Genomic DNA, 24,822 nt, shown 5'->3' with positions numbered 1-24,822 from the left:
AAATCCATGGCTCTTCATCTGATCAAACTTTGTGTCGGCGCGGATTCAATCCAGGATCTCAGAGAGTGGGTAGCCGAGCGCTCGCTCAATGCGATGGCCGCCGGCCTTGAACCGCACAGCGTTCATACGACACGCATGGTTCCGAAACGCATCGAGGAACTTCTCGAAGGCGGCTCCCTTTACTGGGTGATCAAGGGACAGGTGCTGGCCCGCCAAAAGCTCATGAATATCGAGACCTTCACCGGCGGCGACGGCATCCAGCGCTGTCATCTCGTTCTCGGTCCGGAAGTGATCGAGACGGCGCCGCAGCCGAAGCGGCCTTTCCAGGGCTGGCGCTACCTGAAGGATGAGGAAGCGCCACGCGATCTCGGCAAGATGGGCGAGGGCGTTGCAGCGCTGCCGGAAGAGCTCAGACGAGAACTCGCCGAACTCGGGCTTCTCTGACTGCAGCAGCCAGTGACCATTGATCCCGACATTCTATCTGGAGTCCGCAACATCTGGATGCAGATTCCAGAACGATCCACTAGCGAAGCTTGAGACGCACCGGTGCCCGGCCGGAGCGCATACCGACATGAAGATGGATATGCGCCTCCGGCTGAGATTGGCGCCAGGCGCGGGCGCCATGGCTGAGCAACATGGCGACGAGATCGCGCGTCTTTTCCTTTGAACGGCTAAGCCCCATACCCGCAAGCCGCATGGCCGCCTCATGAAGCGGATTGAGGGCAACGCCCCTTGCTCTGGCCCTTGGCGAGGACCTGAAGGCGAATTCCACGCTGTTTTCGTTCATTCCCATCGGAAACCCCGTTTACGCATTACTTTCGAGATTCCGCCGCGGCGGCGAACCGCCGCGGACATTCTTGGTGCCTGGCTATCGCCAGCAGTTCACTGGAGCGAAGCCCAGCAGTTGATGCCCTTTTTCTTCAAAGCGTTGCAGGCATCCACAGCGGTCTTCTGGTCATCAAAGCCCCCAAACCGGGCGCGATAGATCTGCCCGCTGTTGCTGTTGAAGGCGACGGTGAAGGGTTTGGCGGAACGCAGTACCTTGCCGCCCTTGTCCTGCGCATTCTGCAGGAGATTCTCCGCCATTTTCTGATCGGGCGAAGCGCCGATCTGGATCACCCAGCCGCTCGGTGTCTCGCCGGCGGCGTTTGACCTGGTGGCCTTTGCTGATGTCTTCGTCGAGGCAGTGGTGACTTCGTCAACGGTGGCGCTACCGGTGCTGGAAGCACCAACATTCTCGGCGCGGGCCGGTATATATTCCGGCGCGGGCGTCGGGACGGCTGCCACGCCGGCCATTGCCGTGTTCATAGCCTGGCTGATCACCTTCTTTTGACTGGGCTCAGCGGCATAGGCCGAGGCGACGGCCGAAGTCTCCGCAGCAGCCGGCTGTTCCTTGTAGCGCGCACCGGGCATCGGACCACTGTTCGGCAGATCGAGGGCCGCCATCTGACGCGCCTCCGACTGCGTGGCGGCGATGGTGGGAGCCGAACGCACAGGGGCGACCGGCACAGGCGCCGACGGAGCAGCCTGGGCGATCAGGTTGCTGTTGCCGCCACTCGAAGCCTTCGGCAGATATTCGGCAACGAGCTTGCGCATCGTCGCGTCGCGGGCAGCACTCGAACGGCCGCCGAGCACGACGGCGACGATCGAACGGCCGTCGAGCTGAGCAGAAGTCGCCAGATTGCTGCCGGCGGCGCGGGTGTACCCGGTCTTGATACCATCGACGCCCTTCACGTTGCCGACCAAACGGTTATGGTTACCGATCACCTGCTTGCCGAAATTAAAGCTGCGGATGGAGAAATAGCCGTAATATTGCGGAAAATGCTGGCGGAGCGCGATGCCAAGCCTTGCCTGATCGCGGGCCGTCGTCATCTGCGCGGTATTCGGCAGGCCATGGGCATTGCGATAGGTGGTGCGCGTCATGCCGAGGGCGCGGGCCTTCCTTGTCATCATCTGAGCGAACCGATCCTCGGAGCCACCGAGGAACTCACCCAGCGCGGTCGCGATATCGTTTGCGGAGCGCGTGACGAGAGCCCGGATCGCCTGATCGACGGTCACGGAGCCGCCGGCACGGACACCGAGCTTGGAGGGCGGCTCGGAAGCCGCGTTGGCGGATACAGGCACTTTCGCGTCAAGGCTGAGGCGACCGGCCTCAAGCGCTTCAAAGGTGAGATAGAGCGTCATCATCTTGGTGAGCGACGCGGGATATCGCAGACCGTCCGGATCTTCCGAATAGAGAACCTTGCCGGTCTTGGCATCCACGACGATACCGGCGTATTTCGGCGCCGCTTCCGCAGGCGCAGCAAAGATCGAAACCGCCAGAATCAGGGTGAAGAGATAACCGAGAAAATATCCCGGGACCGTTGCGCCATCCTTGGGAAAGGAGGCAGAGAACTTAGTTTTCGACACTGCCGCACTCATCGCTTGCATCACGCCATTCACGTCCGGACGCTCCCCCGTCGCAGCCGTTATCCTCCAATCTAGGAGAACAGCGTTACCAAGAGGTTTATGATGAACAGCAGCTTGCTTAGATATGCTGCATTTTAAGCATCAAAATCCCGACCGTCCGTGGAGACCTACTTCGTCAGCCGGTTTTCGACAAAGGATCGAACTGAGGCATCAATATGTTGCCAGTCGTTCAAAAGCGCGCTGGAGAAACGATAGAGCACCGTGAGGTCCTGGCCGATGTGGATATCGCGCTGGCAATCCCCGCTTGTGGGCTTCTCACCGGCAATCGGCAGCAGGCAGCGAACGACGTAGTCTGTGGCGCCAGGGCGAGGGGCGGTGAGAATGACCTCGCGGCCATAGCCGGAATCGGCACGCAGCCGGTGGAGCATCAGTCCGAAATCAAACTGCTGCGGCTCGCCATCGAAAAGTCGCGAATAGATCGGGTCGAGACGGCCGGACATATCGCGCGACATCGTGCCTTGCGACAATTGCAGAAAAATCAATGATGAGGACTGGAAAATGTCGTCAAACCGCGGGCGCAGTGCGGCGCTGTACCCTTCGAGTTCCGGCCAGGTGAAGTAGAGGTCCACGCGCTCGGCAACACCGTTTTGGCGCTGGTCGCGGAAGCGGATCGTGTTGGCGGAAAGGTCGAGCTCGTCCTGACCGATCTGGATGAGGAATTTCTCCGTGCTGTCGGTGTGGCCTGCCAGCGCCATGCGCTCACCGAACCAGCGGCCGCCGATGCTGATCGCGACCGTCAGCGCCGCCAGAACTGCGATCACCGCCGTCAACTGGTAGAGAAACCGGTTGGAGATCAGCGGCTCCTCCTCGATGGACGAAGGGATAGGGGCTGGACCTGCCATGACGTGCGCTCCATGTTCACCCAAGGGGCATTCACCCCGCCTTGAAGCCATGCTCTGGAATGAGACAGGACAGGATACGGAATGCGGGCAGGCGAATGCGCCGCAAGTCTGGAGCGCCATGGTTAACGCTTCGTAAAAGAGGGGCCAAGTTCACGACCGCATGGCTTGAACCGGTTACTCAGGGAGGAAGACGTGCAACTCTTTCAGGGAATCAATGTCGTGTCGATCTCCGTTACGGATCTCGAGCGGGCGCGGCTTTTCTACCGCGACACCCTTGGATTGGGAGAACCGCTCTACGATCTGCCGGATGCCGGCTGGATCGAGTTCTCGACCGGCGCCGATGGCGGCAACCTTTCGCTGACGATGGCAGGAGCGGAGTGGGAGCCGTCGACGGGAACGACGGTGGTGTTCAACGTCAGGGACTGCTACGCGGCGGTCGACGAACTCAGGTGCCGTGGCGTGGCTTGCGGCGAACCCGTCATGTTCGAGGGCCATGTGGTATTCGCGAGTTTCCACGATCCGTTCGGCAACCGCCTGCAAATGTGCAGCCCCGCGCCCTGATCCTGGCCGCAACCGTGTCGCTGCGGCCTTTTCCCTCGTCGATGGGATTACTGGCCGACAGAACCGACGGCTGTCGCGCGGCCGTCCTGAAGCTTGACCCAACGAGCCGGATCGTCGCTCGCCTGACGCTTCAGGTAGGTATATTCCGTATCGGACCAGAGCATGACCTTGTTGCGCATGTTGTCGAGCACGAAATCGCCGCGGTCGGTGCGGACGGTCAGGACAGCATGGCCTTCGCCATTCGGCTGAAGCACGACAGTGATCAGGAGGTCGGAAGGGTCAAAGCCCTTTTTCATCAGCATCTTGCGCTTCAGAAGGACAAAGTCCTCGCAATCGCCGACGGTGCGGGGATAGGCCCAGAGTTCCTCGACGCCGTAAATCTCCTGGTCGGTCATCGGCATGATCGAGGAATTGACCGTATAATTGACGTCCAGCAGGGTCCGCCACTTGTCCTCCGTAAGCGTAATCGGCCCGGCATCCTTATAGGCCGTTGCGCATTCGCTCGCATAGCTTTTGCAGAACTGGTAGTGACCGATCGGCTGATTGGCAGGGCCGAGGACGCGCATGGCCCCGGCGGGCATGGCGACGGAATGTCCGGCGGAAAAGATCGCCAGGAAAGCGGTGATGGCGGCGAGGCCCAGTCCCTTGCTGAATTTCATTTTTGTGTCTCCCCGTTGTGGGAAGAACACTGACACAGAGGGTTTTAGCGACCGCAAAATCTCGCAGTAAAATCAATATCTTATTTGAATTCAATTTATCTAAAACATGATTCGAATGCGCATCGAATTTTACTAAAATCCGAAGGAAATTTTCATTGTAATGCCACGCAATCAAGCCGGCTCACCGGCTTCTTCTTTTGCTATCCTTTTGCCGGAAAAGGGTTTTCCGAAACCGCCCAGGATGACGGAAGCGGCTCCGGAAGTTAACGCCCGTGTTGCATCCGGCGCCCATCCGCCGAAGAAGACGTGCCACAGGGGGCCTGTCGGGAGGCGCGAAGGGGTGTTCCAGGCCTGTTTCGAAGGCCTAAAAAAGTCCCGAAAAGGCACGATTTTTAGGAAAAAGTTTGTTCTGGCACAGACAAACGGCGCTAAATCCGTCCTGTGCAGCCATGATACAGGGTCTTGATGGAGGAAGGGAGGGGCGGGAGAGCGGAATTGCTTAAAGGAATTCCGTCAGTGCCTCGCGCGGCTGGACAGAATTGAATTCGACCGCCACGCCTTCCATAAAATGGCGCACGACGCGACCACGCATGTTGCCGAGACGCACGGGCGTGCCGATCGCAGGGCGGATATCGATATCGATCGCCGCTCCGGAGAGAGAAAGGTCCATGATGCGGCAGGCGTAACGCCGACCGTCGTCAAGCGTGATTTCTGCCCGGGTGTTGCGCGGCGTCAGGCGGTCATGGCGGCGATCCTCGGGCAGGCCGAGTTCATGCTTGTTGGCGATCCATGTAAGCTGGGCCGCAAGCTTCTCCCGCTTGCGATCGGTTGCGTTGATCGACATTAAAAAGCCGTTCGCCGAAAGGTTCAAAACCGTGCCTTCGAGGCGCCCGATGTGATCGAGATAGGCGATCACGCGTTCACCGACAGCGGGGCGCCCGACACAGGCAAAGGCAACGTCGCCGGGCGACATATCCACCACGGTGCAGGGAAATTCCTCATGCGTCGCGAGCATCAGCCGTCCTGCCACGTTGACCGACACCCGCTGAAAAGTCCTCTGGGCGGGAATTGTCTGCGTCGACGGAGTATGCACCGGCTGAAATGAATACATTCGAGAAAGCTTTTCTCTTGGAGAGTATGGCTAAACTGATACCGTGTCGCGGTTAACAGAAAGTTTTGCGCAGCCCCGTTGCGACTTCCAGGCCATGTTCAGGATGTCTGGCCGTGGGATGAGAAGAGACGACGCAACAGCGCTTCGCCAAAGCCGTGATGGTCGCCGCTCGGCGGCGCATCGATCCGGACGCCACTCTCGACAAGAAACGTCCAGCTTTCCAGCACAAGACCACTGACGGGAAGTTCTGTGGTGGGGAAGGGCTGTCCTTGCGGCAGGAGGGCACCGAGAACGCGATCGCTTCCGTTTCCCTCAGCCGACCGAATGGGTAGCAGCAGCATTTCATAAGCATGGCGCAGGTTGCCGTTCGACGCGAGAACCTCAAGGTATGCCGGCCGCTCATAATGGATGACGTTCTGAACGATCTCTGCCGGCTGCTGATACTCGTTTTCGAGCCATGCCTCGGCAAAGGCCTCCCCACGGAATTCGCGATCGAACAGGTCGCAGATACGCGTCCCGGCGAGCCGGAACGTCAGGAGGCCGGAGGCATCGGTCGTCACAATGAAGAGATGCGGGAGAAGATGGCGCAGCGCCACAGGGTCGATTTCCGTGCGCAAGGGTGCCGCGCGGTCCCCCCTGAGGTTGGCCCAATAGTCGAAAATTGCGCGGCTTGCCTTATTTCGCATCCGTTGTCACCTGTCACATTTTGATACAGATCGCGCCTCATGCACGAGCGTTCTCCGTCCACTCAGCGAAATCCGTGCCACGGCCCACCCCTCAGGGTTAAGAAATCATAAACCAGGCAAAGCCTGCCTCACCGCCTCCTTGCGACGCTTTCCTTTGGCGGGCCGCTCCTATATGGCTGGCGGACATTCCCGAAAGGGAATGGACCAGAGAGGAATGAGCATGAACGACGGACCGGGCATGGCTGACGGGCAGCGGGAGATGGACGAGGACGATCAGCGCTCACCGCCGGTCTTCAACCTGCCGCGGAGCCTGGTGGTGACGCTGGCCTTGCTCGCGGCAATCTATATCGTTCAGGAATATCTGCTTGATGACGACACACGCGCTTATTTTGTCGTGAACCTTGCCTTTACGCCGCTGCGTTATGCCTATCCGCTGGAGGAACAGGGGTTCGCCTGGCTCTGGACGCCGGTCACCTATTCTCTTCTTCACGGCAGTCTCGAACATATCCTCTTCAACGCGCTCTGGCTGATGGCTTTCGGGGCGCCGGTCGTCAGGCGTATCGGCACCTTGCGCTATGTGGTCTTCTGGGTCCTGTCGGCGGCGGCAGCGGCCTTCTTCCACGCCATGATCAACTGGGGCAACGAGACGCTGCTGATCGGAGCGTCCGGCGTCGTGTCCGCGTTGATGGGGGCAGCCTGCCGCTTCGCCTTCCCTCCCGGACGGGGCTACGATCGAATCCACGGCCATCTCTATCCCCGTCAGTCCATTCCCGGCGCCTTCCGCAGCCGCACGGTCGTCATCTTCACGGCAATGTGGTTCATCGGCAATCTGCTGATCGCCTTTGGCGTGACGCTGTTCGGTGCGGACATGGGGCCGATCGCCTGGGATGCGCATATCGGCGGCTTTCTGTTCGGCTTTCTGCTTTTCGGATTCTTCGATCCGGTCTCGCCTTCACGAAGGCCGCTCACTCAACCTTGATATGTGTTTGACCTCGCCCTAAAATTTAGGGGGAAGCACGAAGCGATTCTGGGAGGAGGATGCCCAGATCACGCTTGGTTGATGAGGAGAGGGCCATGGCAATAATCGTCAAGAACATGCTCGATGCAAAGGGCCGCGACGTGGTGACAGTCGGCCCGGACAGGACGCTGCTGGAAGTCGCCGAAATCCTGAACCAGAAGAAGATCGGTGCCGTGGTTGTCACCAGCATGGAAGGCCGGATCACCGGCATCTTCACCGAACGCGACCTAGTGCGAGCCATTGCCGGCAAAGGTCCCGGCGTGCTCGACCAGCCGGTCAAATCGGCCATGACCACCAACGTCCATCGCTGCAAGGAGGAAACGACCGTCGACGAGTTGATGGGTATCATGACTGGCGGACGCTTCCGCCACGTTCCGGTTGAAAAGGACGGAAAGCTGGACGGTATCGTCTCGATCGGTGACGTGGTCAAGTCGCGCATCCGCGAGGTGGAACTCGAAGCCGAACAGATGAAGGCCTATATCGCCGGCTGATCGCCACACGGAATTCGACAGAACAGGTTTTCCCCGGATCAGCGGGCGAAAATTTCCTGCACGCGCTTGAGCGCAGCGATCTGCGCCATGGTCTCACTATAGCCGCGATCTATCGCTTCGCCGGCACGGTGGAACTCGGAAAGTCCGATATCACTAAGGCGCGGATGCAACGCCAGATCCGGCGGATCGCCGGCGAGCCTTGCGCGCGAAATACGTTCCTGGATGATATTGAAAGCTTGCACCATGGTGCCGGTGACACCGACACGGGCGTCGACCGCCTTCTTGCGACCGTCATCCTCAGGCTGAACGCCGGCGCTATGCTTGACCACCGCAGAACGACCAAAGATGTCGTAGTTCAGGTTGACGGCAACCACGAGAGGCTGCTCATAGGCCCGGCAGACGGAGGTGGGAACGGGATTGACCAATGCGCCGTCAACCAGGGTTCGGTTATTGGACTTGACCGGTTCGAAAATGCCGGGCAGCGCATAGGATGCGCGCAATGCGGTAATCAGCGAACCGCTGGAGATCCAGACCTCGTGGCCGGTATGAAGTTCCGTCGCCACGGCAACGAAAGGCCGATCGAGATCCTCGATCGCTATGTCCTCGAGATGCTCCTGCATACGCCTGGTGAGCCGCATGCCGCCGAAAAGTCCGCCGCCGCCGATCGTCAGATCGAGCAGACCGGCGATGCGCCGCATGGTGAGCGAGCGGGCGAAACTTTCGAGCGCATCGAGCTTGCCGGCAAGATAGCAACCGCCGACCAGGGCGCCGATCGAGGTGCCGGCGATCATGCCCACTTCAATACCGGCTTCGTCGAGCGCCCTCAGTACACCGATATGGGCCCAACCGCGGGCTGCACCACCCCCAAGGGCGAGGGCAAGTTTTGCTTTTGGAGGAGGTGTCGCAACAACGGGACGAGAGGGTTCAAGAATCTGCGTTCCGCCGGCTTCAGCAGGAGCGGCCTGCGGATCGTGACGATTCCAACTCCAGTTCAGCATAGACAAAAACCTCCAAAGCTGAACAACCCCCGGTCTGCGGATTGAACCACCGATCGGTTTCCAAATCGTTTACCCAACGCCTGCATGGCGAAAAACGAGGCAGTTGCTTATTTCGTTCCCCCGTCCGAATAAACGGTATCAGGATCGAAATGGCGCTCGTTATCGGTAATTTCAAGGACAGCGTTGCTGTCACGTTTTGTGACGAGCCGATAAAAACAAGAACGTCGGCCCGTGTGGCAGGTCGCATCGTGACCGGCCACGGAAACCTTGAGCCAGACAGCGTCCTGATCGCAATCGGTGCGAAGCTCGTGCACCGTCTGAAAATTGCCGGAAGATTCCCCCTTCTTCCATATCTTTCCGCGAGAGCGGCTGTAATAATGGGCAATACCGGTCTCGATGGTCAACGCCAGGGCCTCCGCGTCCATGTGCGCGACCATCAGGAGTTCACCATCGCGGATGTCCGTGACGACGGCGGTGACGAGGCCGTTGGCATCGAAACGAGGCGTAAAGGCGCCGGCACCTTCCAGCACCGCCTTGTCGGTGGAGGGCTTTTCAAAACTCACGGACATCAGGAAACTCCACCGGAAAATCCGGCCGTCAGCGGCTGCGTACGAGCGTGAAAAAGCGGGCCTGTTCGGCCGCGTTCGTCTTGAACTCGCCGGTGAAGGTCGTAGTCATCGTCTGCGAACCCTGCTTCTGCACGCCGCGCATTTCCATGCACATGTGTTCGGCTTCGATCATGACTGCGACGCCGCGGGGCTTCAGGTGTTCCTCGATTGCAGAGGCGATCTGAGCCGTCATGTTTTCCTGCGTCTGCAGACGGCGACCGAAGATTTCCACCACACGGGCGATCTTCGAGAGACCGAGAACGCGACCACTCGGCAGATAGGCGATATGCGCCTTGCCGACAATCGGCAGCATGTGGTGTTCGCAATGAGAGAAGAACGGAATGTCGCGCACAAGCACGATATCATCGTAACCCGAGACTTCCTCGAACGTACGGCCCAGCACCTCTTCCGGCGACTGCTCGTAACCGGCAAACAATTCGCGATAGGCAACAGCGACACGCTTCGGGGTATCGAGCAGTCCTTCGCGGGCCGGATCGTCACCCGCCCAGCGGAGCAGAACGCGTATGGCTTCCTCAGCTTCCTGCTGGGTGGGACGGACCTGCTTCTCCTTCGAGGCCGGGAAATTCTTCACAATTGCATCCATCTATCGTCTCCCGATGCGGTTCAAGGTCGCATCCGACTGGCGTTACTCACACGAACCAACACGCAGGCAACCGCGGCTGAATTTTGTGCAATCTGGCGCTATCTGATCCTCGGCGGACGTTTTTACAAGGTATCCTGTTTCGATTTCGAGAGGATTTCGTGAAAACATCCTTTCTTGATCATCTCGCCGACACGTCACATATAATGTCGGAAATCCTTTTGTGGTAGTCCGCAAGGCAAGGGCACTGCGTCAAAACATCCGCCATCGGGACTATGAGCGAGCCGTCATGGACGATATCTACAACAGCAAGATCCTCGAATTCGCCGGCAATATCACCCATGCCGGCACGCTGCCGGATGCCGACGCGAGTTCGGAAAAGCATTCGAAACTCTGCGGCTCGAAGGTACGCGTCTATCTGAAGATGAACGGCGACACAGTGACCGACTTCGCGCACGAGGTGCGTGCCTGCGCGCTCGGCCAGGCCTCGTCCTCGATCATGGCCCGCCATGTGATCGGTGCGACGGCCGCGGAAATCCGGAAAGCCCGGGAAGACATGCTCGCGATGCTGAAGGAAGGCGGCGAGGGGCCGGACGGCCGCTTTGAAGAGATGCGCTACCTGAAGCCGGTCAAAGACTATAAGGCCCGCCACCCTTCCACCATGCTGACATTCGAAGCCGTGGTCGATGCGATCGACCAGATCGAGGCGCGGGAACGGGCCGAAGCGGCAGCCGTCTGATCCGATGTGCGACGCTCCCGATTGCCAGCATTCAGAACACCCGCCGAAGACCAACCGCTCGCGCAACTGGTCCGGACCGTTCCGAAAGACGCCGGGTCGGCTTTTCGGCATGGGGCTGATCCGATTTTATCAGCTGACACTTTCGGGCTTCGTCGGCAATTCCTGCCGGCATATCCCGACCTGCTCCGAGTACGGTTACGAAGCAATCGCCCGGCATGGACTCTGGCCCGGCGGCTTCCTGACACTCTTTCGTGTCGCCCGCTGCGGGCCCGGCGGCACGAGCGGGCTTGACCGAGTGCCGGATGCGCTGGAAAGACGCCAGCACTGGTGGACGCCCTGGCGCTATTGGCGGGCCAAACCGTGATTTATGTGGCACTGCTTCACAGCATCAGCGTCGGCGGGGGCAAACGGCTCATGATGGCCGACTTCCGCGACATGGCTGAGCGTCTCGGTTACCGGAACTGCCGGACGCTGGTATCGACCGGCAATCTCGTGTTCGAAACCGACGATTCACCGGTCAGAGATATCGAGCGGGTGCTGGAAGAGGCGTTCGAACAACATTTCGGCAAGCATGTCGATGTCCTCGTCCGTTCGGGGCCGGACTGGCTGAAGCTTTCCGCCGGCAATCCGTTTCCGGAGCAGAAAGGCTCCGAAGTCTGCGTCCGGGTGATGCGCACACCACTCGGCGATAACGTGATCGATCTGCTCGAACGCCATCGCGGCCGGGAAAAGATCGCGATCGTCGACGGAGATCTCTGGGTGGATTTCGATGGCAAGGCGAGCGAGACGCGGCTGATTTCAGCACTGACGACCAGGAAGCTCGGCATCGGCACGATCCGCAACGCCAACACGGTCATCGGGCTCGCCAAAATGATCCAGTGAGCCGCGGGCCACCTTTACTACAAAGCCAAAAGTCTTTATCAGCCACGCCGGCGCTGCCCAAGGCGGACCGCCGTTATTCCAACACCACCCGCATTCGTTGGCGGGACTGGACAGGAGAAAGACATGTCCCAATCCGTTTCCCTTACATTTCCCGATGGCTCCGTCCGCGCATTCGATGCCGGAACAACCGGCCGTGACGTCGCAGAATCCATTTCCAAATCACTCGCCAAGAAGGCGGTCGCGGTTGCCATCAACGGCAACCTGCAGGACCTTTCCGATCCGGTGACCAATGGACCGATCGAGATCGTTACCCGCACTGATCCCAAAGCGCTGGAACTGATCCGTCACGACGCCGCCCATGTCATGGCCGAGGCCGTACAGGAACTCTGGCCGGGAACGCAGGTCACCATCGGCCCTGTGATCGAGAACGGATTCTATTACGACTTCAAGCGCGTCCATCCAGACACGCGCGAAGACTGGCCCTTCACGCCCGAAGACCTGCCTAGGATCGAGGCGAGGATGAAGGAGATCATCGCCCGCAACAAGCCGTTCACCAAGGAAGTCTGGCCGCGCGAGAAGGCCCGCAACGTCTTTGCCGACATGGGCGAGGGCTACAAGGTCGAGCTCGTGGATGCGATCCCGGAAGACCAGGACCTCAAGATCTATTACCAGGGCGACTGGTTCGATCTTTGCCGCGGCCCGCATATGGCATCCACCGGCCAGATCGGTACGGCCTTCAAACTGATGAAGGTGGCCGGCGCCTACTGGCGCGGCGATTCCAACAACGCGATGCTGACGCGCATCTACGGGACGGCCTGGGCAAGCCAGGAAGAACTCGACCAGTATCTGCACGTGCTCGCGGAGGCCGAAAAGCGGGATCACCGCAAGCTCGGCCGGGAAATGGATCTTTTCCATTTCCAGGAAGAAGGACCCGGCGTCGTCTTCTGGCACGGCAAGGGCTGGCGCATGTTCCAGACGCTGACTGCCTACATGCGCCGTCGGCTTGCCGGCACCTACGAAGAGGTCAACGCGCCGCAGGTCCTCGACAAGTCGCTTTGGGAGACCTCCGGGCACTGGGGCTGGTACAACGAGAACATGTTCGCGGTGAAATCGGCCCATGCCTTCATCCATCCGGATGACGAGGAGGCCGACCAGCGCGTCTTTGCGCTCAAGCCGATGAACTGCCCCGGCCATGTGCAGATCTTCAAGCACGGTCTCAAATCTTACCGTGAACTGCCTATCAGGCTTGCGGAATTCGGCCTTGTGCATCGGTATGAAGCATCCGGAGCGCTGCACGGGCTGATGCGCGTGCGCGGCTTTACGCAGGACGATGCACATGTCTTCTGCACCGACGAGCAGATGGCTGCCGAGTGCCTTCGGATCAACGACCTGATCCTTTCAGTCTACAAGGATTTCGGCTTCGAAGAAATCACCATCAAGCTCTCTACAAGGCCCGACAAGCGCGTCGGTTCCGACGCACTGTGGGATCGTGCCGAAAGCGTGATGATGGACGTCCTGAAGACGATCCAGTCGCAGTCGAACAATATCAAGACCGGCATCCTGCCGGGCGAGGGCGCCTTCTACGGGCCGAAGTTCGAATATACGCTGAAGGATGCGATCGGCCGCGAATGGCAATGCGGTACTACGCAGGTGGATTTCAACCTGCCGGAACGGTTCGGCGCGTTCTACATCGATCAGAACTCGGAAAAGCAGCAGCCGGTGATGATCCATCGCGCCATCTGCGGTTCGATGGAACGTTTCCTGGGCATCCTGATCGAGAATTTCGCCGGCCATATGCCGTTGTGGTTCGCGCCGTTGCAGGTCGTGGTGGCGACGATTACCTCGGACGCCGACGAATATGGCCGTGAGGTGGCGGAGGCCCTTCGCGATGCGGGGATGATCGTCGAGACCGATTTCCGCAACGAGAAGATCAACTACAAGATCCGCGAGCACTCAGTTACCAAGGTGCCGGTCATTATCGTCTGCGGCAAAAAAGAAGCCGAAGAACGCTCGGTCAACATCCGTCGTCTCGGCTCCCAGGCCCAGACCTCGATGAAACTCGAAGATGCTGTCACTGCGCTCGCCCATGAAGCGACACCGCCGGACATCCTGCGCCGGCTCCAAGCCAGGAAGGCGGCAGCCTGATCATCCTTGCCTGACAGCGCCCGTCATCACAGGCGCTGTCAGAAAACTGTAATCTTGCTGCAATATTGCAATGACATTGTCATGCGGCGGGGCTGTTCCGCGGAGACTGACTTGCGGTTCAAGGAACTTTCTTACGCCAATGAGAAGGATCCGCGCATCAAGCGCTGGTTCATCCGCTCCATCGAGGGACTTTCCGGCCGCGACCGATATGCGCGGCTCTACGATATCTGGCGAACGGATATCGTCGGAAAAAGCGACCGCATCTTCGGCAAGATGCTCGATCTCATCGATGTCGACCTCGACGTGGCCGGCAACTGGCCGCCGCGGGATATGTCCGACAAGCCGCTTGTGATCGTTGCCAATCATCCGTTCGGGATCGGCGACGGCATTGCGGTCCTGGCACTTGCCGAGCAGCTCGGGCGACCGTTCCGCGTGCTGATCCATAACGACCTCCTGAGGATCCCGGAAATGGCACCTTATTCGCTGCCGGTCTCCTTCGAAGAGACCAAGGAGGCGATGGCGCTCAACATGCAGACCCGCTACGAGGCAGTGCGCCTTCTGAAGGAAGGTACGACCATCATCATCTTCCCGGCCGGCGGCGTGGCGACCGCCAAAAAGGGCTTTGGTCGCGCCGAGGATCTGCCCTGGAAGATATTTCCTGCCAAGCTTGTCCAGGCTGCGCGGGCCAATGTCGTGCCGATCTTCTTCGAGGGACAGAACGGCCCGCTCTTCCACATCGCAAGCCGCGTTTCGATGACGCTCAGGCTGTCATTGCTGATCCGTGAGTTCAAGCAACTCTCCGGCTCGACAATCCGGGCACGCGTGGGCGAGATCATGACCTGGGACGAGATGTCGGCGATCGCGGACCGCAAGGACCTGCTCGCCAGGCTGTACGATGCGGTCTTCTCCATGCAACCATCCAGCAAACAGAAGCTGCTGAAAGCCGGCTAATTTCTATCGGTCAAAGCCTGTGCCGCACCCGCCACCTGCGGCGTATCCCGCAACAACACCTCAACCTCGGTATTCCGGCCGGCCTTCACGGTGAATTCGCGCTGGTAAATCTTGTTCTTGTTGCGGGCGACGGCGAGATATTCGCCTTCCGACAAAACCATGGTCGAAAAGGCGCTGACGCTCTCGTTGACGATGTCGCCGGCCGCAGTCAGCACCGACCAGGCAGTGTCCGCGATAGCTTCGCCGCCCGGCTGCGAGACGAGCTTAAGGGTGATCTGCGCAGCGCGGTGCTGCAATACCGCCTGCGTGAGCTTGCCTGCCTCCACCTGGATGTCGGCGCGCACCACGGCGTTCACATCGCCATATTCCGACACGACGTGATAGGTGCCCGCATTGAGCCGCACGATTGCGTTCGGCTTCACGTCCGCCATGATCAGTGCCCGGTCGCCGTTGTCGCGCACCTCCGCGGAATAGATCGAGAAGCTCAACTGGTTCGGTGGGATGCGCTGGTCGGCGCCCGCGACGGCATTCAGGACGAAACCGCCCGCCTCGAGTACCAGCGTTTGCTTCGCTATCTTGCCGTCGGCAGGAACGATCAGTTTCTTGGTGACGCCGGCGCGGCCGAAGGCGCAATTGACAAAATACTCACCCGGCACGAGCTGGAAGGCGGCCGAACCACCTTCGGAACTGGCAACCAGCGGAAGCTTGCCGTCTTCGCCGGCAATCGGGCTGAAGACGCGCCAGACAAGCCCCTCCTGCATGACCTCACCGTCGGAGGTCAACTTGGCATCGAACAGCACATCCTTGCCGGCGACAGGTGACGCGCCACCGGGAAGGGCGGAAAAGGCATTGAGCTTCGGCATCTTTGCCGTACTGTCGAGCTGGCGGAAACTTTGGAAGGCATCTTCCGCGGACGCGCTGAAGGCAAAGCCGAGAGCCAATGCCCCCGCGAGGATCCTGCATACCGCGAGCGAAGTGCCTGACATCTGTTCCTGTACCGGTTGACTCTTCTTTTCCGAAGCGTCACTTGAAAACCAATGCCAAGGCAATTTCAAGACCTTCCCGCCGCCTCACCTCCGAATGAAAGTTTTGACCATGCAAAATGACGTTAAACTCATTGATTTCCTGCGCGACAGGCATTCCACACCCGTGGCCCAGATCAAGGAACCAGGCCCTTCGCAGGAAGAACTCGAGGCGATTCTCACCTTGGCGACGCGTGTTCCCGACCATGGCAAGCTGGCGCCGTGGCGTCTGGTCGTCTATCGTGGCGACGTGCGGAAAAAGCTCGGTGAAGAATTCCTGGCGCTCCTGCTCAAGAAAACACCCGATATGGAGGATGCCGCAAAGGAAGCCGAATTGGTGCGCTTCACCCGTGCACCGCTGGTCGTCGGCGTTATCAGTACGGCCGCGCCGCATGTGAAGATACCCGAATGGGAACAGGTGCTCTCGGCCGGTGCGGTCTGCCTCAACATGCTGATGGCCGCAAACGCACACGGCTACGTCGCCAACTGGCGTACCGAATGGGTGGCTTACGACGACGTGGCGCTGCAGCTTCTCGGCGTGAAGCCGGGCGAGAAGGTTGCCGGCTTCATCCACATCGGCTCCAGCGATTTTCCGACGCCGGACCGTCCGCGGCCGGAACTTTCGCAGATCGTCACCTATGCCGGCGAAAGCAACGCCTGATGTTCTACACGACCGATACCAATCAGCACGGCCTGAAAAATGATCCCTTCAAGGCGATCGTGGCTCCACGTCCGATCGGCTGGATCGGGACGAAGGGCAGGGACGGTTCGCTGAATCTTTCCCCTTATTCCTTTTTCAACATCGTCTCCGACAGGCCGAAGCTGGTGATGTTCTCCTCCAGCGGCCGCAAGCACAGCCTGAAGAATGCCGAGGAAACCGGGGTTTTCACCGCGAGCCTCGCAAGCCGCCATCTTGCCGAGAAAGTGAATGCTTCTTCGGAGGCGGTGGAATACGGCGTCAGCGAGTTCGAGGTGGCAGGACTGACGGCGAAGATGGCCGAACTCATCGATGCACCCTACGTTGCGGAAGCCTATACCGTGCTCGAATGCCGAGTCACGGAGGTGATCCAGCCCAAAGGGCTGGACGGCGAGGGCGCGGACGCCTTCATGGTCTTCGGCCAGGTGATCGGCATCCATATCAGTGAAGAGATTTTGCGCGACGGGCGCATCGACATGAGCCTCGCCCGGCCGATCGCGCGCATGGGTTATCGGGATTATGCCGACGGCGGCGCGGACGTCTTCGAAATGGTTCGCCCGGCGGGTGCCGGCGGTTAATCCGCAAAAATGTGATTGATGATCTGAATTTGGTCGAGCCGGCGACTGAGCTTACCGGTGAAGCCGTTTTCCCGAGCGATCCGACATTCGGATTGGAAGGGGCCGTTACGGGTCGGCGAGACGGCGTCGATGGCCATCACGCCGATAGCGGATGCGGCAAGTCCAATCGTCGCCCGGGCGAGGCGGGTCGCATCGGAGAGGGGGTCGAAGTCCTGCTCCCAACCCAAGCCGGAGAGACGGTCACTGCAGCGCTCGAAGCTGGCGGCCGCAAGCATTCCGGCAGCGTCGGCCAGCGCGACAATCCCGGTACTGCCCGGTGGCCGGCCACACCGCAACTCCTCGACACGAAGAACAACGGCGAGCCGCTGAACCTCTGCACCATTCCGAGTTCCCCCGAGGAGAACTGTTACCGCGCCCGCACGAATTGCGTATTCGGCGGCAACTTCGGTTTGCATGGAGGCAAACGACGGCAGAAGGAAAGCCGGAAGATGATCAGGATCAAGCTTCGCCCATGCTTTGCAAAAACCCGCGACCGATTCCCACGACTCGGGTGATCCCGTCAGGTCGAGCACAAGCCGGTCGGCGCCGGCCGCATGAACAGTCGCCATGTCCGCCGATGGTTCGACAATCAACCAGGAGCGTATCTTCGGGGTCTCTTTCACGGTTAACAAACGTGATGAACCAATCTTAAACTTTTTCACCCTAGCGTGAACTCCAACAGGCTGGACGCGTTCCGGCATGTGTTACCGGGGCTGGGTGTGATCGTACAAGCATTTCTTCGTTGGGCGGAAACCGCAAGGGCAAGCGACAGGGCCAAGGCGGCCAACGCGCTGGGCCGAGCTTATCTTCGCTCGTCAATGGGTGGCGAGCAGCATCAGGCTGCGGCGCTCGCCATGACCTATCTGCTCGATGATCCGTCGCCGCGCGTGCGGCTGGCGCTCGCCGAAGCGCTTGCCGGGTCTTCCGAGGCGCCGCGCGCCATTATCGTCTCGCTTGCCGAAGACCAGCCGGAAATCGCCTGCACCGTGATTACCCATTCACCGGTACTCACCGAAAGCGATCTTGTCGATCTCGCCGGACGAAGCGACAGCTTGACCCGCGGCCTGATCGCCGCACGGCCCGGCCTTTCCCGCGGGATCGCCGCCGCGATTGCCGAAATCGGCGATGAGGGTGAGGTGATCATCCTGCTCGAAAACGAAACCGCATCCATCACCCGTATCTCGCTGCGGCGGATCGCAGAGCGGTTCGGGCATCACAGCGATATCCGCAACCTGCTGCTGGAGCGGGAGACCTTGCCCGCAGACGCCCGGCATATGCTGGTCAACCACATCACCGCGGCACTGGCGAACTTCGGCCTGGTACGCACCACGATGGCGCCAGCGCGTATCGACCATGTCATCCGCGAAGCGGGCGAGGCGGCGGCGGTAGCGATTGCCGGTACGGTGCGGCTGGAGGAAATCCCGGGCCTCGTCGATCATCTGCGAACGGCCGGGCAGTTGACGCCAGCCTTGCTGATCCACGCACTCTGCACCGGCAAGGTGGATTTCTTTGCCGGCGCGATAGTTTCACTTTCGGGCCTGGATGATCGTCGCGTCAGGGCGATCCTTGTCACCGGCCGGATGCATGCGGTGCGCGCGCTTTTCGAAGCCTGCGGGCTCGGACGTGACATCGCCGTCGTCTTCGTCGAAGCCGTCTTCCTTTGGCGCAAGGCATCGGCGAGCGGCACACCGGACGGGATATCCGGCCTGCTGCTCAAGACGTTCAACCGTTCAGGGATGCCTCTTTCGCCGGTCTCCGCATTGCTCGACATGATCGAGAAACTGCACCTCTCCGAGATACGGCTCGGGGCGCGGTCCTTTGCCAACGAAGTCTCGCTGGCGGCTTAAGCTTCTTATCGGTGGAATTTCCTGGCGACCCAGGAATAACCGTCTTCGACCAGGCGGACCGGCTTGACCATCAGCGTTTTCACACCTTCGGTCGTGGGAAGGACGCTCCTGACGCGTCGGATGGCGCTGCTCGCAAGCGTTTCCTCCTCCTGCGGCGTCACGACGGCCGGCTGCTGGGCCGGCTCAGGGGGCGACGTCTCGGGTTTTGCCTGCGTTGCGGGAGCATTCGCAATTTCGGTCGCTTCGGGCTTCTGGCAGACGGCAATAATCATCGGATAAGGCTGGTTCGCATAGCGGCCAAGCTGATCTTCGGAAACCGCATCGCACATCGCGATGGTCGGCCAGCGGTTCTCGGCCGTTGCAATATAATGGCAGTCGGTTCCGGCGTCATTGCAGCCGAGAATGGTCATGACGATAAGTGCGGCGTTCATGTTGTCCCCCGGATGATCATGATCGACTTAAAACGAGCAATCTTGACCCGACCAAGGCAGCTTTCAACGACACGCTGCATCCTGTAGTCGTTCTTGAATGCATGAAACCAGTGGACAATGCCAATGACCGTGACGATCGCGCTCGAACCGCCTCGCCAAGCGGGTGTTCTCAGGCTTCTCGAACTATCCGATGCCTATGCCGCCTCGCTCTACCCCGACGAAAGCAACCACATGGTCGACGTTTCGAGTCTGGAAGGATCGGGGGTGTCGTTCTTCGTCGCACGGAAGGACGATGCGATCCTCGGCTGCTGTGCGCTGGTGGAGGCGAGCGACGGCACTGCAGAGATAAAGCGCATGTTCGTCGATGAGGCAGCGCGCGGCTTGAAACTCGGAAAGCGGCTGATGGACGTGATCCTGGAACGGGCCATGGAACGCGGCATGTCGACCATTCGTCTGGAGACGGGAATATACCAGCCGCAGGCGATCGGCCTCTACCGCGCGTACGGTTTCGTCGAGATCGGGCCCTTTGGAGACTACAAGCCCGATCCACTCAGCATCTTCATGGAGAAGAGGCTTTCCTGACGACCGGGACCTCCGGAGGAAGCTCCTGCGCACCCGAACCCCTGGTGAAATCGGCTGCTTCCACGTCGGTGCTTTCGGCCATCTTCGCTTCCCGGATCCATTCGCGCCAGATCGACACGATGAGAGCCATCAGCACGGGACCGATGAAAAGGCCAAGGAAGCCCATCGTGCTGACCCCGCCCACCAGGCCGAAGAACGTCGGAAGGAAGGGCAGCTTGATCGGACCGCCGACCAGTCGGGGGCGCAGCGTCTTGTCGACGATGAAAAGCTCGACCGTGCCCCAGAGGAAGAGGCCGGCTCCCGCGACATAGGAACCGTTCGCCACCAGATAGAACGAGATCAGGGTGAAGGAAAGCGGGGCGCCGCCCGGAATGAGCGCCATGATGCCCGTAATCACACCCAGCGTCACGGGTGAGGGTACGCCGGCGATGTAATAAGCAATGCCGAGTACGATGCCTTCACCGATGGCGATCAGCGTCTGGCCGGTGACGGTCGAGCTGATCGTCGCGGGAACGACACGCGATATGCGTTCCCAGCGGGTCGGGAAGATCCGCTCTCCCAGAAGGTCGATCTGTTGAGAAAAGGAGGCGCCGTCTCGATAGACGAAAAAAAGGGCGATCAGCATGAAGAGCAGCATCAGCAGCAGATGGAATGCACCCCCGCCGGCGGCTACGATTGCTCGGTAGATGTTGCCGATATTGGCGCCGCTGATGAGCTGGATCAGCCCACCGATCGCACCCGGCGATCCCACATGCTCGACCCATTGCACGCCGACCCATTCGCCGATCCAGGGCAAGCCGGTGATCCAGGCAGGAGGGGGCGCTCCGAAGCGGTTGACCTCGGCCGCCCATACAATCCACTGCCGGACCTCATCTATCGTATAGGAGATGGCGATGCCGATCGGCACGATGAGGAAGGTCAGGATAAAGATGATCGCCAGCGACGCGCCGAGCGTCGTGTTGCCGCCAATGCGGCGCAGCAGTTCGCGATAGAGCGGCCAGCTTGCAAAGCCGATGACGAGGGCAGCCAGGACCGGCACCAAGAAGCCGTGAAAGAAATAGATGCCGGCAGCGGCAACAAGCACCAGAAGCCAGCGCGCGGCGGAAATCGGCGGAATGAGCGCAACCCTTGGCACGACTGGCCCAAGCCAGCGCGGCTCCTTGGGTCCCTTGCGACTGTTATTCACGCTCACCGTTTATCCTTTTCCATTCTCGCCTTCATATGGCGTGGGCGGCTGCCTGCCACAAGACTAACGCTTCAGTCGTTAAAAGGAAGCTTTACTTACTTGCCCTAGACTGCAGATGCGATAGAAATGTGAAATCACCTTCCGGCCCTTACCGAAAGTACAGCGCAAATCCTACCTGCGGCGTCACATGCGATAAGGCATCCATGAGGCTGGATACTGCCGGAGATACGGATTGGCTCTCGGTCGCATGCCAAGGTCGATTGCATCCATAGTTGGCATCGCAAGGCACCTGGAGACAATCCGGCCAGTGAAGCTTCGCTGCAATCGCCGAAGAACTGATGCGCAGGGATATTCCTTGGTTTTGCTACCGCTACAGCGGCAGAGCGGCCAATCCGGCGCGCTTTTCCGCACCCGTGGTCCGCGAACCCCGTTGATCGGTGCCCTGACGAAAGCGCTCGACGGTCGGGACTGATCTTAACTCCGATCGAAATGCCGGCTCAGATGTCGAGATTCTCCGCAAAGGCGGCGCGTTCCTGAATGAAACGGAAGCGGGCATCGGCCTTGGTGCCCATGAGGTTGTCGACGGCCTCACGCGTTCCCTCGAAATCCACATCGTCGATCGCGACGCGCAAAAGCGTGCGATGGGCGGGATCCATGGTGGTTTCCTTCAACTGCGCCGGCATCATTTCGCCCAGACCTTTGAAGCGGCCGATCTCGACCTTCTTGCCCTTGAACACCGTTTCCATCAGCTCTGCCCGGTGAGCATCGTCACGGGCATAGACCGTCTTTCCACCCTGTCGCAAAACATAGAGCGGCGGGACCGCCAAATAGAGGTGGTTGCCGCGTATCAGCTCCGGCATTTCCTGATAGAAGAAGGTGATGAGCAGGGAGGCGATATGGGCGCCGTCGACATCCGCGTCGGTCATGATGATGACGCGCTCGTAACGGAGGTCTTCCTCGCGGTATTTGGTTCGCGTGCCGCAGCCGAGCGCCTGGATGAGATCGGCGATCTGCTGGTTGGCGGAGAGTTTTTCGCGGCTGGCGCTGCCGACGTTGAGAATTTTTCCGCGGAGCGGAAGGATCGCCTGATTGGCGCGGTTGCGGCCCTGCTTTGCCGAGCCGCCTGCCGAATCGCCCTCGACGATGAAGAGCTCGGCACCTTCCGCCGTATTCTGCGAGCAGTCGGCGAGCTTGCCGGGCAGGCGCAGCTTGCGCACCGCCGTCTTGCGGTTGACTTCCTTTTCCTTGCGGCGGCGAAGGCGCTCCTCGGCGCGCTCGATCACCCAATCGAGAAGCTTCGCAGCCTCGTTCGGATTGCCTGCAAGATAATGGTCGAAGGGGTCGCGCAAGACGTTCTCGACGAGGCGCTGCGCTTCGACAGTGGCAAGCTTGTCCTTGGTCTGGCCGACGAATTCAGGCTCCCGGATGAAGACCGAGAGCATGCCGACGGCCGAGATCATCACGTCGTCGGTGGTGATCTGCGCCGCGCGCTTGTTCTGGGTCAGTTCGGCATAGTTCTTGAGCCCCTTGGTGAGCGCAATGCGCAAACCCGCCTCATGGGTGCCGCCTTCGGGCGTCGGGATGGTGTTGCAGTAGGAATGAAGCTGTGGGTCGCCACCATACCAGGTGACTGCCCATTCCATCGCTCCATGGCCGCCGGTCTTTTCCGTGCGGCCGGCGAAAATCTCGCGCGTAACGGTGAATTCCTTGCCGAGTGTGGCGCCAAGATAATCCTTCAGGCCGCCGGGGAAGTGGAAAACCGCTTTTTCTGGAATCTCGCCATCCGCCGGCACCACGCCCGGGTCGCAGCTCCAGCGGATCTCGACTCCGCCGAACAGATAGGCCTTGGAGCGGGCCATGCGGAAGATGCGGCCGGCGTCGAACTTCGCATGCTCACCGAAGATCTGCGGGTCCGGATGGAAACGGACCTTCGTGCCGCGGCGGTTCTGCACGTCGCCAAGTTGCTCCAGCCCACCCTGCGGAACGCCGCGCGAAAAGCGCTGACGGTAGAGTTTGCGGTTGCGGGCGACTTCGACTTCCAGCAGGTCCGACAACGCGTTGACGACGGAAACACCGACGCCGTGCAGGCCGCCGGAGGTCTCATAGGCCTTGCCGTCGAACTTTCCACCGGCATGCAGCTTGGTCATGATGACTTCGAGGGTCGACTTGCCCGGCACCTGCGGATGGTTTTCGACCGGAATGCCACGGCCGTTATCCGTGACCGTCAGGAAACCTTCCGCATCGAGATGCACTTCGATGAAATTCGCGTGACCGGCAACCGCCTCGTCCATCGAGTTGTCGATGACTTCCGCGAACAGGTGATGCAGCGCCTTTTCATCCGTGCCACCGATATACATGCCCGGGCGCATGCGCACCGGTTCGAGCCCTTCGAGGACGCGAATCGAGGAGGCACCGTAATCGTCGCCGGAAGATTGCGCCGGGGCAGGGCGTGCCGGCGAAGGCTCTGCCTGCGCGGCAAGCTCCGGTTCGACGGCGACCGGCTTCGACGTCAAGGGCAGGTCGGCGAAAAGGTCGTCATTGTCATCCATCGGCTGCGTCGGTACTACCTGTCGGGGTGCGGAAGAAGAAGCCATACCCATCTCATGCTGTTTCGAATCACTCGCGATTCTGCCAGAAAGCAGGCTTTTTCGCGATGCCGCAAAGAAACGGCCTTTTTCAGCAATGCTTTGCCGACAAGGCAATGGCAAGATTCGACCGTATCAGGAGTCCGATGAAAAAGGTCATGTCCACAATTCATTTCGTCTTCGGCGCACTTCTTGCGGCATTGATCGCGTTTGCCGGCATGCCCGCCGCTGCCCAGGATGGTCCAATCAAGCCCTTCAAGGACGACCTGTTCTCGCGCCAGGCTGTATTGGAGACCCGCGACAGCGGCGCCTATGACGTGATCGACTACCAGGAAATGCGGGACATCAACGGCCGCGACCGGGTGCCGGAGCGACGCGTCAAGGATGCCTATGTTTCCCTCGGCGTGCGGCGCCACCAGGAGAACGAAACGCTGAACCTTCCCGAGAACAGAAAGCTCGATGTCACCAGAGTGGGACAAATGGAAGGTGCGTCCTTTACGGTGATTTTCATCCACGGGCGCGGCGGCGACCGGAGGCTCGGCGCAAACGACTACACGTTCGGCGGCAATTTCAACCGGCTGAAGAACCTCGCAGTCAACAATGGCGGCACCTACTATTCGCCGAGCGTTACCTCCTTCGACGACAAGGGGGTCGCCGACATCGCCGCGCTGATCCGCTATGCGTTCGACCGGTCCTCAAGACGGCCGGTCATCCTCGCCTGCGCCTCGATGGGCGGTTTCATCTGCCAGGGTGTCAGCCGCGACGCGGAGACCGTGCATTATCTCAAAGGCATGGCGCTCCTCGGTGGTCCGCCTGATGCGGGTCTGCCGAAAACGCCTCTCGCAAAGCTCAAGCTGCCGATCTATTTCGCCCACGGCAGCGCCGACGGCGTCTACAAGGCCGAGGAGCAGGCGGCAATCTATCGCAAGCTTGGAAGCGCGGGCTATCCAACCCGTTTCACGCTGTTTCAGACCGGCAGCCACGGCACGCCTATCCGCATGGTTGACTGGCGGAAAGTGCTGAACTTCCTGCTTACCGCCGGCTGAAGCCCCGCCGTTAACCAAAGTCGTGAACCAAGACCTGTCTTTTGCATA

General features: G+C 60.2%; 29 protein-coding genes. 14 read left to right on the top strand and 15 right to left on the bottom strand.

Annotated elements, in window-relative coordinates:
* The first annotated feature begins 6 nt into the window (after nucleotides 1-6).
* Nucleotides 7-444 (top strand): DUF1489 family protein, encoded by a 438-nt coding sequence (locus JL39_RS05250; RefSeq protein ID WP_037147024.1) that lies wholly within the window; start codon nucleotides 7-9, stop codon nucleotides 442-444.
* A gap of 79 nt (nucleotides 445-523) precedes the next feature.
* Here the strand turns inward: JL39_RS05250 and JL39_RS05245 are convergent, their stop codons facing one another.
* The 3 genes from JL39_RS05245 to JL39_RS05235 all read right to left on the bottom strand — a co-directional run bounded on the left by JL39_RS05245 (nucleotide 524) and on the right by JL39_RS05235 (nucleotide 3,311).
* Complete coding sequence (locus JL39_RS05245; RefSeq protein ID WP_037147021.1) at nucleotides 524-793, bottom strand: hypothetical protein; 270 nt, start codon at nucleotides 791-793, stop codon at nucleotides 524-526.
* An 89-nt stretch (nucleotides 794-882) separates the two neighbouring features.
* Nucleotides 883-2,430 carry an SPOR domain-containing protein gene (locus JL39_RS05240; RefSeq protein WP_081952757.1) on the bottom strand — a complete coding sequence of 516 codons (1,548 nt, stop codon included), beginning with the start codon at nucleotides 2,428-2,430 and terminating at the stop codon, nucleotides 883-885.
* Between the two features lie 146 nt (nucleotides 2,431-2,576).
* Complete coding sequence (locus tag JL39_RS05235; RefSeq protein ID WP_037147019.1) at nucleotides 2,577-3,311, bottom strand: hypothetical protein; 735 nt, start codon at nucleotides 3,309-3,311, stop codon at nucleotides 2,577-2,579.
* Nucleotides 3,312-3,503: 192 nt separating this feature from the next.
* On the opposite strand from JL39_RS05235, the gene JL39_RS05230 reads away from it, so the two are divergent.
* Nucleotides 3,504-3,872, top strand: a complete 369-nt coding sequence (locus JL39_RS05230; protein ID WP_037147015.1) for a VOC family protein — start codon at nucleotides 3,504-3,506, stop codon at nucleotides 3,870-3,872.
* Nucleotides 3,873-3,919: 47 nt separating this feature from the next.
* On the opposite strand, the gene JL39_RS05225 is transcribed toward JL39_RS05230, so the two are convergent.
* From JL39_RS05225 to JL39_RS05215, 3 genes are all read right to left on the bottom strand, one after another.
* Nucleotides 3,920-4,531: a transglutaminase-like cysteine peptidase gene (locus JL39_RS05225; protein ID WP_037147012.1), complete on the bottom strand. Its 612-nt coding sequence runs from the start codon at nucleotides 4,529-4,531 to the stop codon at nucleotides 3,920-3,922.
* Nucleotides 4,532-5,030: 499 nt separating this feature from the next.
* Nucleotides 5,031-5,642: a PilZ domain-containing protein gene (locus tag JL39_RS05220; RefSeq protein ID WP_037147010.1), complete on the bottom strand. Its 612-nt coding sequence runs from the start codon at nucleotides 5,640-5,642 to the stop codon at nucleotides 5,031-5,033.
* Nucleotides 5,643-5,740: 98 nt separating this feature from the next.
* On the bottom strand, nucleotides 5,741-6,328 hold the full coding sequence (locus JL39_RS05215) for a PAS domain-containing protein (RefSeq protein ID WP_052182683.1): 588 nt from the start codon (nucleotides 6,326-6,328) through the stop codon (nucleotides 5,741-5,743).
* A 214-nt stretch (nucleotides 6,329-6,542) separates the two neighbouring features.
* On the opposite strand from JL39_RS05215, the gene JL39_RS05210 reads away from it, so the two are divergent.
* Nucleotides 6,543-7,307 carry a rhomboid family intramembrane serine protease gene (locus JL39_RS05210; RefSeq protein WP_200883915.1) on the top strand — a complete coding sequence of 255 codons (765 nt, stop codon included), beginning with the start codon at nucleotides 6,543-6,545 and terminating at the stop codon, nucleotides 7,305-7,307.
* A gap of 95 nt (nucleotides 7,308-7,402) precedes the next feature.
* Nucleotides 7,403-7,837: a CBS domain-containing protein gene (locus tag JL39_RS05205; RefSeq protein WP_037147007.1), complete on the top strand. Its 435-nt coding sequence runs from the start codon at nucleotides 7,403-7,405 to the stop codon at nucleotides 7,835-7,837.
* A 38-nt stretch (nucleotides 7,838-7,875) separates the two neighbouring features.
* Here the strand turns inward: JL39_RS05205 and JL39_RS05200 are convergent, their stop codons facing one another.
* The 3 genes from JL39_RS05200 to folE all read right to left on the bottom strand — a co-directional run bounded on the left by JL39_RS05200 (nucleotide 7,876) and on the right by folE (nucleotide 10,047).
* Nucleotides 7,876-8,835: a patatin-like phospholipase family protein gene (locus JL39_RS05200; protein ID WP_037147004.1), complete on the bottom strand. Its 960-nt coding sequence runs from the start codon at nucleotides 8,833-8,835 to the stop codon at nucleotides 7,876-7,878.
* 107 nt (nucleotides 8,836-8,942) lie between these two features.
* Nucleotides 8,943-9,407, bottom strand: a complete 465-nt coding sequence (gene hisI / locus JL39_RS05195; protein ID WP_244446849.1) for a phosphoribosyl-AMP cyclohydrolase — start codon at nucleotides 9,405-9,407, stop codon at nucleotides 8,943-8,945.
* A 25-nt stretch (nucleotides 9,408-9,432) separates the two neighbouring features.
* Nucleotides 9,433-10,047, bottom strand: a complete 615-nt coding sequence (gene folE, locus JL39_RS05190; RefSeq protein ID WP_037146999.1) for a GTP cyclohydrolase I FolE — start codon at nucleotides 10,045-10,047, stop codon at nucleotides 9,433-9,435.
* Between the two features lie 286 nt (nucleotides 10,048-10,333).
* On the opposite strand from folE, the gene JL39_RS05185 reads away from it, so the two are divergent.
* The 5 genes from JL39_RS05185 to JL39_RS05165 all read left to right on the top strand — a co-directional run bounded on the left by JL39_RS05185 (nucleotide 10,334) and on the right by JL39_RS05165 (nucleotide 14,761).
* On the top strand, nucleotides 10,334-10,783 hold the full coding sequence (locus JL39_RS05185) for an iron-sulfur cluster assembly scaffold protein (RefSeq protein ID WP_037148454.1): 450 nt from the start codon (nucleotides 10,334-10,336) through the stop codon (nucleotides 10,781-10,783).
* Nucleotides 10,784-10,787: 4 nt separating this feature from the next.
* On the top strand, nucleotides 10,788-11,147 hold the full coding sequence (gene yidD / locus JL39_RS05180) for a membrane protein insertion efficiency factor YidD (RefSeq protein WP_037146996.1): 360 nt from the start codon (nucleotides 10,788-10,790) through the stop codon (nucleotides 11,145-11,147).
* Nucleotides 11,148-11,197: 50 nt separating this feature from the next.
* On the top strand, nucleotides 11,198-11,665 hold the full coding sequence (locus JL39_RS05175; protein ID WP_052182763.1) for a DUF1697 domain-containing protein: 468 nt from the start codon (nucleotides 11,198-11,200) through the stop codon (nucleotides 11,663-11,665).
* A 123-nt stretch (nucleotides 11,666-11,788) separates the two neighbouring features.
* Nucleotides 11,789-13,810: a threonine--tRNA ligase gene (gene thrS / locus JL39_RS05170; protein WP_037146994.1), complete on the top strand. Its 2,022-nt coding sequence runs from the start codon at nucleotides 11,789-11,791 to the stop codon at nucleotides 13,808-13,810.
* A gap of 111 nt (nucleotides 13,811-13,921) precedes the next feature.
* Complete coding sequence (locus tag JL39_RS05165; RefSeq protein ID WP_037146991.1) at nucleotides 13,922-14,761, top strand: lysophospholipid acyltransferase family protein; 840 nt, start codon at nucleotides 13,922-13,924, stop codon at nucleotides 14,759-14,761.
* Here the strand turns inward: JL39_RS05165 and JL39_RS05160 are convergent.
* Nucleotides 14,758-15,747: a hypothetical protein gene (locus JL39_RS05160; RefSeq protein WP_037146988.1), complete on the bottom strand. Its 990-nt coding sequence runs from the start codon at nucleotides 15,745-15,747 to the stop codon at nucleotides 14,758-14,760. The genes JL39_RS05165 and JL39_RS05160 overlap by 4 nt on opposite strands.
* 109 nt (nucleotides 15,748-15,856) lie before the next feature.
* On the opposite strand from JL39_RS05160, the gene JL39_RS05155 reads away from it, so the two are divergent.
* Both JL39_RS05155 and JL39_RS05150 read left to right on the top strand, forming a co-directional pair.
* Entirely contained in the window at nucleotides 15,857-16,444 is a 588-nt protein-coding gene (locus JL39_RS05155) for a nitroreductase (RefSeq protein WP_037146986.1), read from the top strand.
* Nucleotides 16,444-17,058, top strand: a complete 615-nt coding sequence (locus JL39_RS05150; RefSeq protein ID WP_037146983.1) for a flavin reductase family protein — start codon at nucleotides 16,444-16,446, stop codon at nucleotides 17,056-17,058. Before JL39_RS05155 ends, JL39_RS05150 begins: the two co-directional genes overlap by 1 nt.
* Here JL39_RS05150 and JL39_RS05145 read toward each other — a convergent pair.
* The gene (locus tag JL39_RS05145) at nucleotides 17,055-17,759 is read right to left on the bottom strand and encodes a hypothetical protein (protein WP_152601051.1); all 705 of its coding nucleotides are present in this window, start codon (nucleotides 17,757-17,759) and stop codon (nucleotides 17,055-17,057) included. The genes JL39_RS05150 and JL39_RS05145 overlap by 4 nt on opposite strands.
* Before the next feature lie 57 nt (nucleotides 17,760-17,816).
* Here JL39_RS05145 and JL39_RS05140 point away from each other — a divergent pair, with 57 nt between their 5' ends.
* On the top strand, nucleotides 17,817-18,944 hold the full coding sequence (locus JL39_RS05140; protein ID WP_037146977.1) for a DUF2336 domain-containing protein: 1,128 nt from the start codon (nucleotides 17,817-17,819) through the stop codon (nucleotides 18,942-18,944).
* Between the two features lie 5 nt (nucleotides 18,945-18,949).
* On the opposite strand, the gene JL39_RS05135 is transcribed toward JL39_RS05140, so the two are convergent.
* Nucleotides 18,950-19,375 carry a hypothetical protein gene (locus JL39_RS05135; RefSeq protein ID WP_037146975.1) on the bottom strand — a complete coding sequence of 142 codons (426 nt, stop codon included), beginning with the start codon at nucleotides 19,373-19,375 and terminating at the stop codon, nucleotides 18,950-18,952.
* A 123-nt stretch (nucleotides 19,376-19,498) separates the two neighbouring features.
* Between JL39_RS05135 and JL39_RS05130 the strand changes: the two genes are divergently transcribed.
* Nucleotides 19,499-19,957, top strand: coding sequence for a GNAT family N-acetyltransferase (locus JL39_RS05130; RefSeq protein WP_037146972.1), 459 nt, complete (start codon nucleotides 19,499-19,501; stop codon nucleotides 19,955-19,957).
* On the opposite strand, the gene JL39_RS05125 is transcribed toward JL39_RS05130, so the two are convergent.
* From JL39_RS05125 to parE, 3 genes are all read right to left on the bottom strand, one after another.
* Nucleotides 19,935-21,149 (bottom strand): AI-2E family transporter, encoded by a 1,215-nt coding sequence (locus tag JL39_RS05125; RefSeq protein ID WP_037146968.1) that lies wholly within the window; start codon nucleotides 21,147-21,149, stop codon nucleotides 19,935-19,937. The two genes, JL39_RS05130 and JL39_RS05125, sit on opposite strands and share 23 nt — an antisense overlap.
* 128 nt (nucleotides 21,150-21,277) lie before the next feature.
* Complete coding sequence (locus JL39_RS30835; RefSeq protein ID WP_081952723.1) at nucleotides 21,278-21,409, bottom strand: hypothetical protein; 132 nt, start codon at nucleotides 21,407-21,409, stop codon at nucleotides 21,278-21,280.
* A 231-nt stretch (nucleotides 21,410-21,640) separates the two neighbouring features.
* A complete protein-coding gene (parE, locus tag JL39_RS05120; RefSeq protein WP_037148451.1) occupies nucleotides 21,641-23,692 on the bottom strand; it encodes a DNA topoisomerase IV subunit B in 2,052 nt (683 codons plus the stop codon).
* A 254-nt stretch (nucleotides 23,693-23,946) separates the two neighbouring features.
* Here parE and JL39_RS05115 point away from each other — a divergent pair, with 254 nt between their 5' ends.
* Nucleotides 23,947-24,774, top strand: a complete 828-nt coding sequence (locus JL39_RS05115; RefSeq protein WP_227705130.1) for an alpha/beta hydrolase — start codon at nucleotides 23,947-23,949, stop codon at nucleotides 24,772-24,774.
* Nucleotides 24,775-24,822 lie beyond the last annotated feature (48 nt).

This window comes from Rhizobium sp. YS-1r (assembly GCF_000757525.1).
Classification (GTDB): domain Bacteria; phylum Pseudomonadota; class Alphaproteobacteria; order Rhizobiales; family Rhizobiaceae; genus Neorhizobium; species Neorhizobium petrolearium.
This window is presented reverse-complemented; position numbering and strand designations above follow the sequence as displayed.

Excerpts from the sequence above, each read along its gene's own strand:
- JL39_RS05250 (WP_037147024.1), top strand. The coding sequence starts at position 7 with ATGGCTCTTCATCTGATCAAACTTTGTGTCGGCGCGGATTCAATCCAG.
- JL39_RS05245 (WP_037147021.1), bottom strand. The coding sequence starts at position 793 with ATGGGAATGAACGAAAACAGCGTGGAATTCGCCTTCAGGTCCTCGCCA.
- JL39_RS05240 (WP_081952757.1), bottom strand. The coding sequence starts at position 2,430 with ATGCAAGCGATGAGTGCGGCAGTGTCGAAAACTAAGTTCTCTGCCTCC.
- JL39_RS05235 (WP_037147019.1), bottom strand. The coding sequence starts at position 3,311 with ATGGCAGGTCCAGCCCCTATCCCTTCGTCCATCGAGGAGGAGCCGCTG.
- JL39_RS05225 (WP_037147012.1), bottom strand. The coding sequence starts at position 4,531 with ATGAAATTCAGCAAGGGACTGGGCCTCGCCGCCATCACCGCTTTCCTG.
- JL39_RS05220 (WP_037147010.1), bottom strand. The coding sequence starts at position 5,642 with ATGTATTCATTTCAGCCGGTGCATACTCCGTCGACGCAGACAATTCCC.
- JL39_RS05215 (WP_052182683.1), bottom strand. The coding sequence starts at position 6,328 with ATGCGAAATAAGGCAAGCCGCGCAATTTTCGACTATTGGGCCAACCTC.
- JL39_RS05210 (WP_200883915.1), top strand. The coding sequence starts at position 6,543 with ATGAGCATGAACGACGGACCGGGCATGGCTGACGGGCAGCGGGAGATG.
- JL39_RS05205 (WP_037147007.1), top strand. The coding sequence starts at position 7,403 with ATGGCAATAATCGTCAAGAACATGCTCGATGCAAAGGGCCGCGACGTG.
- JL39_RS05200 (WP_037147004.1), bottom strand. The coding sequence starts at position 8,835 with ATGCTGAACTGGAGTTGGAATCGTCACGATCCGCAGGCCGCTCCTGCT.
- folE (WP_037146999.1), bottom strand. The coding sequence starts at position 10,047 with ATGGATGCAATTGTGAAGAATTTCCCGGCCTCGAAGGAGAAGCAGGTC.
- JL39_RS05185 (WP_037148454.1), top strand. The coding sequence starts at position 10,334 with ATGGACGATATCTACAACAGCAAGATCCTCGAATTCGCCGGCAATATC.
- yidD (WP_037146996.1), top strand. The coding sequence starts at position 10,788 with ATGTGCGACGCTCCCGATTGCCAGCATTCAGAACACCCGCCGAAGACC.
- JL39_RS05175 (WP_052182763.1), top strand. The coding sequence starts at position 11,198 with ATGATGGCCGACTTCCGCGACATGGCTGAGCGTCTCGGTTACCGGAAC.
- thrS (WP_037146994.1), top strand. The coding sequence starts at position 11,789 with ATGTCCCAATCCGTTTCCCTTACATTTCCCGATGGCTCCGTCCGCGCA.
- JL39_RS05160 (WP_037146988.1), bottom strand. The coding sequence starts at position 15,747 with ATGTCAGGCACTTCGCTCGCGGTATGCAGGATCCTCGCGGGGGCATTG.
- JL39_RS05155 (WP_037146986.1), top strand. The coding sequence starts at position 15,857 with ATGCAAAATGACGTTAAACTCATTGATTTCCTGCGCGACAGGCATTCC.
- JL39_RS05150 (WP_037146983.1), top strand. The coding sequence starts at position 16,444 with ATGTTCTACACGACCGATACCAATCAGCACGGCCTGAAAAATGATCCC.
- JL39_RS05135 (WP_037146975.1), bottom strand. The coding sequence starts at position 19,375 with ATGAACGCCGCACTTATCGTCATGACCATTCTCGGCTGCAATGACGCC.
- JL39_RS05130 (WP_037146972.1), top strand. The coding sequence starts at position 19,499 with ATGACCGTGACGATCGCGCTCGAACCGCCTCGCCAAGCGGGTGTTCTC.
- JL39_RS30835 (WP_081952723.1), bottom strand. The coding sequence starts at position 21,409 with ATGCAATCGACCTTGGCATGCGACCGAGAGCCAATCCGTATCTCCGGC.
- parE (WP_037148451.1), bottom strand. The coding sequence starts at position 23,692 with ATGGATGACAATGACGACCTTTTCGCCGACCTGCCCTTGACGTCGAAG.
- JL39_RS05115 (WP_227705130.1), top strand. The coding sequence starts at position 23,947 with ATGCCCGCCGCTGCCCAGGATGGTCCAATCAAGCCCTTCAAGGACGAC.